Annotated in this window: 14 protein-coding genes; 1 reads left to right on the top strand and 13 read right to left on the bottom strand. The window is 54.1% G+C overall.

What is annotated here, in order from left to right; translation table 11 throughout:
• Nucleotides 1–4 precede the first annotated feature (4 nt).
• A complete protein-coding gene (gene pntB, locus QZJ86_RS10300; protein WP_301938712.1) occupies nt 5–1,396 on the top strand; it encodes a Re/Si-specific NAD(P)(+) transhydrogenase subunit beta in 1,392 nt (463 codons plus the stop codon).
• Between the two features lie 125 nt (nt 1,397–1,521).
• Here the strand turns inward: pntB and QZJ86_RS10295 are convergent, their stop codons facing one another.
• The 13 genes from QZJ86_RS10295 to QZJ86_RS10235 form a co-directional block, all read right to left on the bottom strand.
• Complete coding sequence (locus tag QZJ86_RS10295; RefSeq protein ID WP_301938709.1) at nt 1,522–2,859, bottom strand: sigma-54 interaction domain-containing protein; 1,338 nt, start codon at nt 2,857–2,859, stop codon at nt 1,522–1,524.
• 451 nt (nt 2,860–3,310) lie between these two features.
• Nucleotides 3,311–3,547, bottom strand: coding sequence for a hypothetical protein (locus QZJ86_RS10290; RefSeq protein ID WP_301938708.1), 237 nt, complete (start codon nt 3,545–3,547; stop codon nt 3,311–3,313).
• Nucleotides 3,548–4,035: 488 nt separating this feature from the next.
• On the bottom strand, nt 4,036–4,533 hold the full coding sequence (locus QZJ86_RS10285; RefSeq protein ID WP_301938707.1) for a hypothetical protein: 498 nt from the start codon (nt 4,531–4,533) through the stop codon (nt 4,036–4,038).
• A gap of 30 nt (nt 4,534–4,563) precedes the next feature.
• Nucleotides 4,564–5,535 (bottom strand): peptidoglycan-binding domain-containing protein, encoded by a 972-nt coding sequence (locus tag QZJ86_RS10280; protein WP_301938706.1) that lies wholly within the window; start codon nt 5,533–5,535, stop codon nt 4,564–4,566.
• A 31-nt stretch (nt 5,536–5,566) separates the two neighbouring features.
• Nucleotides 5,567–5,983 (bottom strand): hypothetical protein, encoded by a 417-nt coding sequence (locus QZJ86_RS10275; protein ID WP_301938705.1) that lies wholly within the window; start codon nt 5,981–5,983, stop codon nt 5,567–5,569.
• Between the two features lie 39 nt (nt 5,984–6,022).
• Nucleotides 6,023–6,910, bottom strand: a complete 888-nt coding sequence (locus tag QZJ86_RS10270) for a hypothetical protein (RefSeq protein ID WP_301938703.1) — start codon at nt 6,908–6,910, stop codon at nt 6,023–6,025.
• A 131-nt stretch (nt 6,911–7,041) separates the two neighbouring features.
• A complete protein-coding gene (locus QZJ86_RS10265; protein WP_301938702.1) occupies nt 7,042–7,473 on the bottom strand; it encodes a hypothetical protein in 432 nt (143 codons plus the stop codon).
• Between the two features lie 2 nt (nt 7,474–7,475).
• Nucleotides 7,476–8,078, bottom strand: a complete 603-nt coding sequence (locus QZJ86_RS10260; protein WP_301938701.1) for a hypothetical protein — start codon at nt 8,076–8,078, stop codon at nt 7,476–7,478.
• A gap of 106 nt (nt 8,079–8,184) precedes the next feature.
• Nucleotides 8,185–9,198 carry a hypothetical protein gene (locus tag QZJ86_RS10255; RefSeq protein WP_301938700.1) on the bottom strand — a complete coding sequence of 338 codons (1,014 nt, stop codon included), beginning with the start codon at nt 9,196–9,198 and terminating at the stop codon, nt 8,185–8,187.
• Nucleotides 9,199–9,224: 26 nt separating this feature from the next.
• Nucleotides 9,225–9,893, bottom strand: a complete 669-nt coding sequence (locus tag QZJ86_RS10250) for a hypothetical protein (protein WP_301938699.1) — start codon at nt 9,891–9,893, stop codon at nt 9,225–9,227.
• Between the two features lie 74 nt (nt 9,894–9,967).
• Nucleotides 9,968–10,279, bottom strand: a complete 312-nt coding sequence (locus tag QZJ86_RS10245) for a hypothetical protein (protein ID WP_301938697.1) — start codon at nt 10,277–10,279, stop codon at nt 9,968–9,970.
• A 20-nt stretch (nt 10,280–10,299) separates the two neighbouring features.
• Nucleotides 10,300–10,659 carry a hypothetical protein gene (locus tag QZJ86_RS10240; protein ID WP_301938695.1) on the bottom strand — a complete coding sequence of 120 codons (360 nt, stop codon included), beginning with the start codon at nt 10,657–10,659 and terminating at the stop codon, nt 10,300–10,302.
• On the bottom strand, nt 10,656–11,624 hold the full coding sequence (locus QZJ86_RS10235; protein ID WP_301938692.1) for a transglutaminase-like domain-containing protein: 969 nt from the start codon (nt 11,622–11,624) through the stop codon (nt 10,656–10,658). The genes QZJ86_RS10240 and QZJ86_RS10235 overlap by 4 nt, the downstream gene beginning before the upstream one ends.
• Between the last annotated feature and the right edge of the window lie 428 nt (nt 11,625–12,052).

Genomic DNA, 12,052 nt, shown 5'->3' with positions numbered 1-12,052 from the left:
ATTCATGTCACAAGGTTTAGTCACAATGTCGTATATCGCGGCATCGATTCTGTTCATTTTGAGTTTAAGCGGCCTCAGCCAGCAAGAAACCGCCCGGCGCGGCAACTACTTCGGCATGGTCGGCATGGCGATTGCCATCATCGCCACCGTGTTCAGCGGCAACGTCACCGCTTACGCGATCCTGGCCGCCGCATTACTAATCGGCGGTTCGATAGGCGCTTTCGCCGCCGCCAAGGTGGAAATGACGCAAATGCCGGAACTGGTGGCGCTGATGCATAGCCTGGTCGGTATGGCTGCAGTACTGGTCGGTTACGCCAATTTTATGGACCACACCTCGACCTTGATTGGCGCCGAAAAGACCATCCACGAACTGGAAATCTACATTGGCGTGTTCATCGGCGCGGTGACCTTTTCCGGCTCGGTGATCGCCTTCGGCAAACTGTGCGGCAAGATCACCGGCAAACCCGTACTGTTGCCGGCTAGGCACTGGTTCAACCTGCTGATGTTGGTCGTCACCATTATCCTAGGTAACCGCTTCCTGGCCGGGGCCGAATCCGGCGATGCCTTGCTGCCACTGCTGATCATGACCGGTATCGCGCTGGTGTTCGGCATCCATATGGTGATGGCGATCGGCGGCGCCGACATGCCGGTCGTGGTGTCGATGCTGAACAGCTATTCGGGATGGGCGGCAGCGGCGACCGGCTTCATGCTCAGCAACGATTTGTTGATCGTCACCGGTGCCTTGGTCGGTAGCAGCGGCGCGATTCTGAGTTACATCATGTGCCGGGCGATGAACCGGCACTTCCTGAGCGTGATCGCTGGCGGATTCGGCAGCACCGGCGGCGGTGTAGCGGCGGAAATCGAAGGCGAGGTGCAACCGATCGAAGCCGAGGAAACCGCGCAACTGCTGCGTGACTCGAAAAACATCGTCATCATCCCTGGTTACGGCATGGCCGTGGCCCAAGCCCAGCACACCGTTAACGAGATCACCAAGCTGTTAACCGGCCAAGGCAAGAAAGTGCGCTTCGCGATCCACCCAGTCGCCGGACGGATGCCTGGCCATATGAACGTGCTGCTGGCGGAAGCCAAAGTCCCTTACGACATCGTCTTCGAGATGGACGAAATTAATGAGGACTTTGCCGATACCGACGTCTCCATCGTGATCGGCGCCAACGACATCGTCAATCCCTCGGCCCTGGACGATCCCAACAGCCCGATCGCCGGCATGCCGGTACTGGAATGCTGGAAAAGTGGCACCACCATCGTCTTGAAACGCAGCATGGCCTCGGGTTATGCCGGCGTCGGCAATCCGCTGTTTGTCCACGAAAACACCCGGATGCTGTTCGGCGACGCCAACGACAGGCTGCAAGCCTTGTTGAAAGCCTTGCAAGGCTGAGTGCGGTTTTAACATCGTTCCGGAGCCTGCCGCCACTTGGCGGCAGGCCAGACTTCGTTGCAAATCGCAGGGCGTTTTTCGCCACTCCGCATTTGCATACAAGCTATCGCCGGCGACGGCATGACTCAGTTGACGCGATGCTTTCGTAACAGATAAGGCAAATTTCGTGGGTCTATGCCCAGCAAAGTCGCGGTGTCTTTTTTCACACCCCTGGTTTGACGCAAGGTATCCAGAATAATCTGCTTTTCCAGCGCATTGAGTTTTTCCCGCAATCCGTTCAGGGCGCCGCCGTTTGCATCGTCTTTGGAAAGACTGGATTTGGTGACGCTGTTCGGCAAACTTTCCGGCAGTATCAGCGCACTCTTCTCGACGATCGCGGCGTGTTCCACGACATTTTCCAGCTCCCGGATATTGCCCGGCCAATCGTACTGCATCAACAAGGCGTGTGTACCGGGATCGATACTCTTTATCGATTTACCCAGGTTCGCATTATTTTGATCAAGAAAGTGCTGAACCAGTAAATAAATATCCTCTTTCCGCTCCCTTAGTGGCGGAAGCGGTATCGAGAACACGTTTAGCCGGTAATAAAGATCTTCGCGGAACTTGCCCTGCTGCACGGCCTCGGCAAGATCGACATTGGTCGCCGCCAGCACCCTGACATCGACCGGCACGGTCATCGAGCTGCCGACGGGTTCGAATTCGTGTTCCTGCAACACGCGCAGTAGTTTGGCTTGTCCGGCCAGAGACATGCAGCCGATCTCGTCGAGCAGTATCGTGCCGCCATTAGCCTGCTTAAAACGGCCGCAACGGTCACGGATCGCGCCAGTAAATGCACCTCTGACATGGCCGAATAATTCGCTTTCGAGCAGGGTCTCGGAAAGCGCCGCGCAATTCACTTTCACGAAGGGATGTTTGGCGCGCAGACTGTGTACATGAATTGCGTTGGCGACCACCTCCTTGCCAGTGCCGCTTTCTCCCTGAATCAAAACCGTGGCATCGGTTTTGGCCACCGATCCGATCAGGCGGCAGACTTCGCGGACTTTTTCACTCTGACCGATAATGTTTGGAAAGTCCTTCAACTCGGACCAGCCATGATCAACATCCTCCGCATGAGGACATGTCCACGTCGGCGTATCGCCGGAGTCGCGCGACACCAGGACCAGATACCTCCCGGTAGCACAATCGATGGGTAAAGTCTCGAAACAGCTGCTGATGGTGCCGCCGGCTTTGGCGACCGAACAACATGCGCAAGTCGGCCAGTTCTGGCAGGTGGGGAGCCACCTTTCCGGGAACTGGAAAAATGTCTTGCAGCTTAGGGTTTTTAATTGCTCCGCTTGCAAACCAGTCAAACGTAAAGCCTGTGTATTCGCATCGAGAATACGATCGGACTCGACGTCGACAATAAAGATACACTCGCGGAATGCGTTAAAGAGCGTCTGGTAAAGATCGGTTCCACTACTCATGCTACCCTCCCCTGAGTTCGAGGTGCCTGGTGGTTGATACTTGCACTCGGCTCGGCAGACATGCCAGAGAGGGTTTGAAGCGCCGCGATCGGTTCGCTCGAAGCTTCAAAAATTTACCGAGGCTCCCCTGTTCCTTTCGCCAAATCTCGGCCGATTTATCACGGGTTTCAAACCCTGGCGCTACATAGGTAAACAGCGAATGCTCAGACTCAACCCTGATTCACGTTAAAATTAATTCATTTCAACAGACGCGTCAGTGCTCTTCAAGTGAGGTACTGCATTGGGATCATTGATAATTTTTCACACCTGGACCCGCTGTTTCGACGTCCAACGGCAACCTATCGCCTGAGTTGTCATGTGAAGCCGCACTATATATCAACGCAAAACGCTGCGGAACAACTTTGTAGTCTGGGCTTTGGAACGCGAGGATTTGTACAGCGCACCTCGGAACTTACAGCAACTCCAACAAATTGGAATACATGTATTCCTTGAGAATGACTCCGTCCGGTACATCGATGAAACTGGGCTGATCGCTGGCGGCGACCAGCAGGAAGATTTTTGCCGCCGGCTGGCGGTATTGCGCTACTCTCGCCAAACGTCGAACGGCCGGTATCGGCGGCGATGCGCCCAGCAAGATCACGTCCAGCCGCTCCTGACGCAACTTGAGCAATGCCGATCGGATCGACATTATGACGTGGACACGCGTATATCCTGACGTCAGCAAGAAATTTCTCAGACCTTCGCGTAATTGGCGATCCCGATCAAAAACCAGGATATTTAGCGTCTTCTCAAAAACAACGGCCATTTTTTATCCCCATCGTTTGAGAAAGAAAATAGCCCTCGGCAATTAGACCGGCGCCATGATTGAAATCACTTACACAACGCGCTAACGCAACCTTATTTTATTTATTTTCATGCATAGAGCGCTGCCTTGATTTTTCAACTTGTACAAGTCAAGAAAGTTGATATTCAGCAGTCTGACTATATCCGTTGCCAGAGCCGAATGACCGAGAAAATAGGCCTGCGCCACTCGATCATGGCCACAAAGACGCACCAAATGTTTCGCGCATTTTAATTGTTCGGCATAAGCATCCGATCCGGAAAGACCTTGCTCAAGCAAGACAAGATTTGTGAAATAGTGGGTTACGCCCTCATTTAGAAATTTACCGAAGGTATTTAAAATCCTGGCGAGGCAAATTTATGAACGGCCTCATGCAGCGCATGACCCACATTGGCGTTAGGTCGCATATGGATTGTTCGCGTCGGCGCATGATAAAAACCGTAAATTGCTTTTAATTCCTTTTCTGCGAGCGACCCCATCGGGTTTATTATTTTATGCAGAGTAACGAATCTATGTTCGAAAACTTTATCAATTTCGTGATGTATAAAATTTTTCGGGATTCTAATACTGGTTAATTTCTTTTCAATATAGGGTCTCAATATTCGGCTGCGTTCCAAAACACTCTGCAGAAGAGCAGGAGTTGATCGATTAATTCTGCTCTCGGTAGTCAATCCGGCCCTTTTTAATACCTCAAGAGGAAAAACCCCAAGCGGCGGTGGCGCCAGTCGTTTTTGATGTTCGGTTTTGGCGATGTCGAAACGCTGTTTTTCCTCTTCAAAATCCCTCAAACTTTCTGGAGATTGGCCTGGTTTTTCAGATGCGGAAAGATACATGCTCATTCTCCCTACATTGCTATCGGTTGCTCAGGGACGCTGTAGCAACAACTTGCGCCAAGTATCTGTGTCCGCAATTCCATTTGGCGTTAGTCCGTTGGCGTTTTGGAATGTCCGCACCGCGTTTTCGGTAGCTTGATCGAAAATCTGGTTTACGACGAGCAGTGGTGGTTTATCGGTCAAATCCATCGTGACCACCGAGGGTTGTATCCATCGGTTGAGTAACTTCTGAAGCTTACTCACTTCAATACCCCTAGAGCCTCGACGCAGCATCGAAGCACAGGCTTTTTCCGTTTCAGGATACAAATTCAGTCCATTCATCTCGGATACAAAGCGCTGATAGCAATAGGCGTTGCCGTACCGCCCTTCGTGACTTCGTCCGATAACTGAAGAGTAATAGATGTGGAGCGCTTCATGCAGCAAGGTCATCGCCATGTAGGCATCGGCATTGGCGCCGCTCAAATTCTCCCAGAATCCTTTGCCGAGCCCGAGAACATAGCTACCGATGGGATAATTGCAGGCTTCATAGCTGCTTGGCGCACGATCGCCACCGGGGCATCCCCAGCAGTGGTATTGAAGCTGGCCAGTGGCCAGAAGGCCTGCGGCGCGCTTAAGTCGGAATGCCACCAGTGCCCCGCGATCTTTCCAGACCGCGTCGGATGTCCGCCATTCCGGAACAAATTCCGGGAATGTTCCAAATATTTCACGAAATAGCGTTTTGGTCAGAACGGACCGGGTCGATTTTTCCAGGGCACGGACGGCCTTGGACGTTAAGGCAATCGCCTTGCCGACAGCATCTTTCACCGCTGTCTGCAATACAGCCACCGAAACGGGCTTGCCGACGATCGCTTCTATTTTTTTTCGGTCTTGCTCGCTGCAGGCAAAATGCTTGACTGGACTCGCTGCAACGGGCGACTGTGCAAGTCCGGTTTGATAAGGCGCCGGCGAGTCTATACGGGGTTTGTCTAACTGTTCAACAGTGTTGGTCGACCATAGATACATGTCTTCCCCCTATTTCAATAACGGCGCCGGATTAACGCGCACCTGCATCGATTTGGGCTTTGGAAAACAGCATGTAAGCCGCCAGCGAGACATCGATAACACGCCAGGTATCATCCGATCCGCGATAGACAAACGCACCCAATATCCGCATAGGGGCGTTATTCGGATAATTTAGGTCGCGAATCTCCTGATGCCATTTGCTTAGCTTTGCTGCTATTTTTTCCATTAATTCCCGAGCACGCGCCTGAGTCATCCACCGGCTCAAAGCCTTTTCCACTTCGCGGCGAAAATCCACGATAGAGGCTCGGTATCTAACCCTAAACTCTATATCGCAGCGACGCTGCCGAGCGCCCTCGCGCTGGCATTCCGACCAAGCCTTGCGAACATGTCCGCTCTTGACTATATCCTTGCCCAATGCTGTGCCTAGCTCGCCTATCGATATATACATAGTGTTTCTCCTTGCTGAATCATCGAATCCAGGGGGCCATTACTTTTGATACAGCGTCGCCTGGGATAATGTGATCGGGGCTGCGGATTTGGCATCGACAATAAGTTCGTATCGGGCGCCTAATTCGCTTGCAGCGATTTTTCTGATGCCGCCAAACCCCGTCAGCGGATCATTAGCCCATAACTGGCCCCGTGGTGATCTTAGAACCAATACCCAATGCCAACCGCCTTCGAGGTCGACGATGATCGGTGCCCCCTGTTTCAACGCGGCGAATGCTTCGGCTCGCGACGCGCTACGGACTATCGTGTTTTTGATTCCATACCTCTCGGCAAGATCCTGATTGAATTGTTTAACGCTCCCAGGATCATGTAAATGACTGACGATACGGCTGATGATTAATTTGGCCTCGGTTTCGGTGTCGCCGGCTGCCTTGGCTGCTTGAATTTTCTTCTTTAAATCGCTGAGTATCGTTCGATTACTGGGCTTATCCGGACCGAAGAGCGTTCTGAACGCCATCGCCCTTGAGGTACCCAGGCAGAAACTACCATTCGCCTCACCTTCGCTGAAAACCTGACGTTTGCCACTACGCCGCCAAGGGCTGTCTTTACCAGCGGCACCGGTAGCAGGATCGGCTTTGGTAACCGGATAGTTTCTATAGTTCAACGGCACGCCGGCCTGGGTTTCGTAAACCGCCTTCAATCTTTCGAGAAAACCAAGTTCGGAAGACCATTCCCAATATTTGGCAATCTCCTTGCGCGCAGCTGTACCGTCGTTGGTCGTGCCAGCACCGGCAGCGTATTTTCTTTGGCGATCGTAATGAATCTGCATCTGCCTTTTAGCAGCCCTGATTGCCTGGTCAATTTCACCGTCTCCCAATTCCCCCAGACCTGGCTGGAACGGGAGCTGTTGTTGTGCATATAAGTACATGTGTCCCTCGATCAAATCTTCAATCAGTAAACAATCCGATGCCCAATCATTTTTTCAAACAGGCCCTGTCTCATCGCCGCCTTGTCCGAAACACGTGGGTTTGCCGGCCGCGGAGCGCCATTCGTACCGTACTAACCATTACCGTATGCGGCGTTGAACCAGGTCCGCCCCAAAAGCCTGCCGCCAACCTTTTTGATCAGAGATTGGTCGTTGTCGACCTTGCGAACCGTAAACTCCAGCCGGCAGCCCTCCTCCAGGCGCAGATATATCGGAAATCCCGACAGCCCCCAGGGATTGATGATGTGGGAAAACGTCAAATAGGGGTCGCGCGGCTGTCCGTTGCAGCGGATCTGCCACTGCAAGCCCGGCGTTTGCACCTGTACCGGATTGGCCGCATAGGCATCGGTGAACTGGGCGAAATACATCAACATGCCGCTGTAATTCCGGTGCAATTCGTAGTGGGCCAGAACGATTTCCTCACCAAAACCCGGTGCATCTTGAACCGACGATTCGTCGAAATAAGTGGCGTCCAGAGGGATATCGCATATTTGGCAAGTACTCATCGTCAGGTTCCGTAGCCCAGGATTTTGTAGCCGTGCAGGACGAAGAAAAGGTCCGCGCCGCTGTATACCGATCCCACCGAAATCTCTTCGATTTCGATACGTATCGTCGAGCGCGGCATGAACATCATCGGTTTCGCCAGCGGTCGAAACGGCCGTTCGCCGTTCGCTTCGCCCAGACCGGCGATATTGTGTATCGGCTGATTCTGCAATTCCCGGCCGCTGCCGCTGTCGACGATGCTGTATTTGAAGTTGATGCCGCATAGCCTGACGAATAGCGACTGGCTTAGCGTGAGCTGGTCTTTTTCCGTCAACTGAGCGATTAGCCCATCCACGCTATCGGCGCCCAGGATGATGGGTGGCGGTTGCCGGATTTCCAGCGCGGCGGGGATGAAGCTGTAGCCAACCGCCACCGCGACGAATACGCCATCGGTACTGATGTTGATGACATCCTGTACCCGATTGCCGGCAGCGCCCTGCAATTTGAATCGGGCTACATAATCGTAAGGTATTTCCTTGGTGGTAGGCGTCGCGGCGCTGACTGGTCCGCCGTCCGCTGCCGGCCTCGGCATCCCCTGATCCTGGCCTAGCTGAAGTCCTGCTCTCATAATCGTGATCTCCCCTGGTCTGGACAGTTGCGTCCATCATGCCGGCCAGAATCGACCGGCGACATGACTGGCCCGCGTAACTGCATCTGGAATGACGGTCTGCATATCACCATAGCGGTTTCCAAATATCGGGCGGATTCGACGGCGGCACATGCCAGCGGGTTTGCGGTGGCTGTTCCGGCTCGTAACGTTCCAGACCATTCATGCCATCCTGTCTGACATAGCCCTCGACGCCCTGGCTTTCCGGGTCTTCGGCAAAACCTTGTAGTTCGTCCTCGCCGTCATAGCCGGCAAAGTCCGTACCCACGCCGATTCCCTGGAGTTCCTCGTCTTCGGCCAATCCGTACAAATCGCCATCCGCGTAGCCTTGCAACTCTTCGTCCTGATCGATGCCTTGCAACTCGTCGTCGCCTTGCATGGTTTGGGCGCCCCCCGGACCTTGGCAGTTGTATCCGGCTAGCCCGGCTTGTTTGAGCATCGGCGCCGCCGCGGTGAGCGCCGCCCCGCCGCCGGGTATTGCCGAGGCGACCTGTCTGACCACCGGTAGCGCCTGTTTTAGATAAGGACTCACCGATTTCAGAGCCAGTCTGGCCGGCTGAAATTTGAGGGCCCGTTTACCAAACTTGCGCAGTTTGCTCCAGAAGCCGCCGACATTGCCCAGGCCGTCCATACCCTGAGTGTACTGATACAGGTTGCCATCCGGCCCCTGGCGTATTTCGCCGATGTAGCCTATGCCCATCACCTGATCCAGGTCTTCTTCGCCTATGCCGTAGAACTGCTCGTCATCCGCCAGTCCTTGAACTTGATAGACATTGCCGTCCGGCGCCTCATACAAACCACCTATCCCTTCATAGCCTTGAATGCCGGCTCGACGCAGAAATGGCGTGGCGGCCGTCAATACCGCGGAACCGCCCGGAACGAAGGGCGCGAGCGTTCTGGCAATCGGCAGCGCCCGTTTCAGACCACGCTTGATTCGACTCCAGAATCCGCCGATCGGATTGCCGAGACCATCCACTCCCTGTACAAACTGGTACAAATGCCCGTCCGGCCCCTGGCGCACCTCGCCCAGATAACCGATTCCCATCATTTGCGGCACATCGCTTTCGCTTAAATATCTCATCGCATTTCTCCTATGGGTAACGGGGCTTACTGAACATCGCGCGTTAGGTAGCCATCCAGCACCACCCAAATCCGCAGCGGACCGAAGATATTGGCCAGGCGCTTTTCGGGCGAGTCTGCCGCTAATTCCGAACCCGGCACCCCCTGGGGAAAGGCAATTTCCACCCGAAAATTCTGCTGTGGCTCGATGAATACTGGCTCGGCGAAACGGAAGGTGGCAGTGGGGTCGGGTTCGCCATGATTGCTGACCGTCGGAAAACCGGGACTGATACCGGCGCCGGACGGAAACCAGAAGGTAGGCATCTCTATCATGGTTTTTTCGCCGACGATCAGCGAAGTGACCGAGTTATAGATCAGGTCTGCCAGGATTTCGCTTTCGCTGACCAGGGCCTGATTTTCAATTTCGACCGGGGCGCCGGCGCCCTTGGGTGTCACCCTTTTCTTTTCGGCTATCCGCAGATTCGAGACTATCACCCGTAGCGCGCGGGCCTCGAAGGTATTCAGACTCGGCAACACCCCGGCAGCCTGCATATTGGTTTCCAAACGGGTCTTGCCTTGAACATCGACAAAAAACCGAATCACGCGCGGATCGGTCATGAATTCCTTAAAAGCCTTTTTCGGCTCTTTGTCCGACACATGAAACGCGTCATACAGGGGGGCGTGCAGTTTTTCTTTCACGCCTTGCATCTTGGCCATATCAATCTCCTCAACTATTGGTTATCAATTCAATCAGTCCGCAATTTGCGTCGTGACAAGGTTTAATCCGGATTTCAGCTAACCCGTTCGTACAGCCGGCCATCCTCACCGAGAAAAAAGCGGCCGGTCATCTGTTTGTCGGTATCCGTGGCCGCCTCCGGGACGCCAATCCCCGTCGGATTGTCGCCTTCGGCAACATCGGCCTGATACAGCCGGCCGTTTTCGCCTAGATAGAACCGTTCTACTTCCGACGTAGCTCCGGCCTCGGCATAGCCCTGCAGTTGATAGACGACGCCATCCTCCCCGAGGAACAGGCTGCGTGCGCCCAATGTACCTGGGTTGACGATCATCAATTCATCCAGACCCAATTGTTTGTCGTCAGTCATCGTGTCCTCCGCATGCGCCGTTAACCTTCGATACCTTGGGCAGTGACCCGATAACTACCACCGATTATGTACAGTTGCGTGCCTTCACTGTTGCAGACCAGCCGCGGCGGGTCTTCCATGCGATGGATATAGGTAAACGGCTGTCCGGGCTGCCCTTTGTCCGAGCGGTATATCAGGCCGACCAATTCACCAAGCTCGACGACGACGGGCGGTATCGTTCGGCAGTGTCTGACTTTCATCACGCCGGTTGCACTAAAACTGTTGAAACTCCGATACAAGTCCTCGCCTTGCTCCAGTATTTCCAGCTTGACTGCATCGAAAACGCATCCACCAGACGCGTTTTTGCCAGCAGATGAATAAGGCGGACGGCGGCTGGTCATTTCTCTGACTTCCGTAAGGCTGGCGGTTGCAGTTCCACCGGGCGCAACGTTTGCATGTTCACCGGACGAACTGAACCGACTGGTTTCAACGCCACCGGACGCAATGCCTGCATGCCTTCAGCCGGCCCGACTCGTTGGGTTGAAACATGTGCAGCCGGTTTCGGCATCAACATGCCCCAGGTGCGCAATTGCTGCTCGAGCCGACTGACCAGGCGCGGACGTGGTTTCGGCGCCAGCCCCCGCCGCCATATCCTTTGCAGAACAGCTTTTAACCAGGGACTTTGAATTAGCAGGCGGCGCTGATGCAGCAATTCCCACAGCGACTTGATGCGCGGATCGTACGGGTGTATGGCCTGGTCGCGGATGGTATCGAGCAAATCCGCCAGCAGTTTTGGCACATCAGCCGCCGTATCGATGCCATGCAAGGTGATGCTCTCCGATCTTGCCGGGTTAGTTTCCAACGGGATGATTTTTTTAACCGGAGCCTGCGCCGACCAGCCCATCGGATGCGGCATCGTGGCGTCAAGCGGAATCCAACGGCCATGGTGCAGGACTTCGAGATAGATATGACTGAACAGCTCCGGCCGTGCCGGATTCGCGCCGCTCAACACCAGTCTGACCGGATGCCCGATGGCTTCCAGCATCGCGCCGAGCAGTATCGTCATGTCATCGCAATCGCCGGCGCGCAACTCCAGCATGCGTTTCGCCGAATGGAGCTCCTCGACCCGAAAAGTATCCTTGGTATAGCGAATGTTGTACTGAACCCACTCGAACAAGGCCTTGATCTCGCCCAGATAATCCTTGGGCCTTACCGCGCGCTGCTTAAGAATATCGATGGCCGACTGGCGCACCGTAAAATTCTTGGCGCCGCTTTTGATCAGGTCGCGAACCTGACTGGCCGTGTCGAGTGTTCCCAGGTAACCGCTGGGAATTTGTTTGATCTGGATTGTGGGCTGAGTGTGCATCGTTATCGGGTTCCAGGTTTTTCTCTATTTGGCGCTCGCGCCTCTCGAAAATCTCTGAAACTCTATGGCAAGTCCCGTACCAAAACTGGCCATGCTGCCTTATGTCAAACTAACACATTGTTATATCTAGATTATTTTGATAGGCCTCTAAAAAATCCTTTCAGGCAGGCAGCGTCGAAATCATAAAAATTATGTCTCGAAAAAGTCGCGTCACGAATGGAGAAGTCACTCCATGCGCGTCGCTCGACTGGTCATAAATTTTATGAATAAGATCGTTAGATTTATGAGCAAGGGCGAGTCCGCTTGTCCGGCAAGCGGCAAGCGTAGCGAGTTCTCGGTGTTCTCGGAGACATCCCCCGGACACAAAAGCGAGGTACTACCCGGCAGCGCGGGTGCAACCAAGCCGTGGTCAGGCCACGTTGAACTGC

It is taken from the genome of Methylomonas montana (genome assembly GCF_030490285.1).
In the GTDB taxonomy this organism is placed as follows: domain Bacteria; phylum Pseudomonadota; class Gammaproteobacteria; order Methylococcales; family Methylomonadaceae; genus Methylomonas; species Methylomonas montana.
The sequence above is the reverse complement of the archived record's forward strand: the minus strand, read 5'-3'. Positions and strand labels throughout refer to the sequence as shown.

Bases quoted from the DNA above. Each gene is read 5' to 3' on its own strand.
- pntB (WP_301938712.1), top strand. From the start codon at position 5: ATGTCACAAGGTTTAGTCACAATGTCGTATATCGCGGCATCGATTCTG.
- QZJ86_RS10295 (WP_301938709.1), bottom strand. From the start codon at position 2,859: ATGAGTAGTGGAACCGATCTTTACCAGACGCTCTTTAACGCATTCCGC.
- QZJ86_RS10290 (WP_301938708.1), bottom strand. From the start codon at position 3,547: ATGTCGATCCGATCGGCATTGCTCAAGTTGCGTCAGGAGCGGCTGGAC.
- QZJ86_RS10285 (WP_301938707.1), bottom strand. From the start codon at position 4,533: ATGTATCTTTCCGCATCTGAAAAACCAGGCCAATCTCCAGAAAGTTTG.
- QZJ86_RS10280 (WP_301938706.1), bottom strand. From the start codon at position 5,535: ATGTATCTATGGTCGACCAACACTGTTGAACAGTTAGACAAACCCCGT.
- QZJ86_RS10275 (WP_301938705.1), bottom strand. From the start codon at position 5,983: ATGTATATATCGATAGGCGAGCTAGGCACAGCATTGGGCAAGGATATA.
- QZJ86_RS10270 (WP_301938703.1), bottom strand. From the start codon at position 6,910: ATGTACTTATATGCACAACAACAGCTCCCGTTCCAGCCAGGTCTGGGG.
- QZJ86_RS10265 (WP_301938702.1), bottom strand. From the start codon at position 7,473: ATGAGTACTTGCCAAATATGCGATATCCCTCTGGACGCCACTTATTTC.
- QZJ86_RS10260 (WP_301938701.1), bottom strand. From the start codon at position 8,078: ATGAGAGCAGGACTTCAGCTAGGCCAGGATCAGGGGATGCCGAGGCCG.
- QZJ86_RS10255 (WP_301938700.1), bottom strand. From the start codon at position 9,198: ATGAGATATTTAAGCGAAAGCGATGTGCCGCAAATGATGGGAATCGGT.
- QZJ86_RS10250 (WP_301938699.1), bottom strand. From the start codon at position 9,893: ATGGCCAAGATGCAAGGCGTGAAAGAAAAACTGCACGCCCCCCTGTAT.
- QZJ86_RS10245 (WP_301938697.1), bottom strand. From the start codon at position 10,279: ATGACTGACGACAAACAATTGGGTCTGGATGAATTGATGATCGTCAAC.
- QZJ86_RS10240 (WP_301938695.1), bottom strand. From the start codon at position 10,659: ATGACCAGCCGCCGTCCGCCTTATTCATCTGCTGGCAAAAACGCGTCT.
- QZJ86_RS10235 (WP_301938692.1), bottom strand. From the start codon at position 11,624: ATGCACACTCAGCCCACAATCCAGATCAAACAAATTCCCAGCGGTTAC.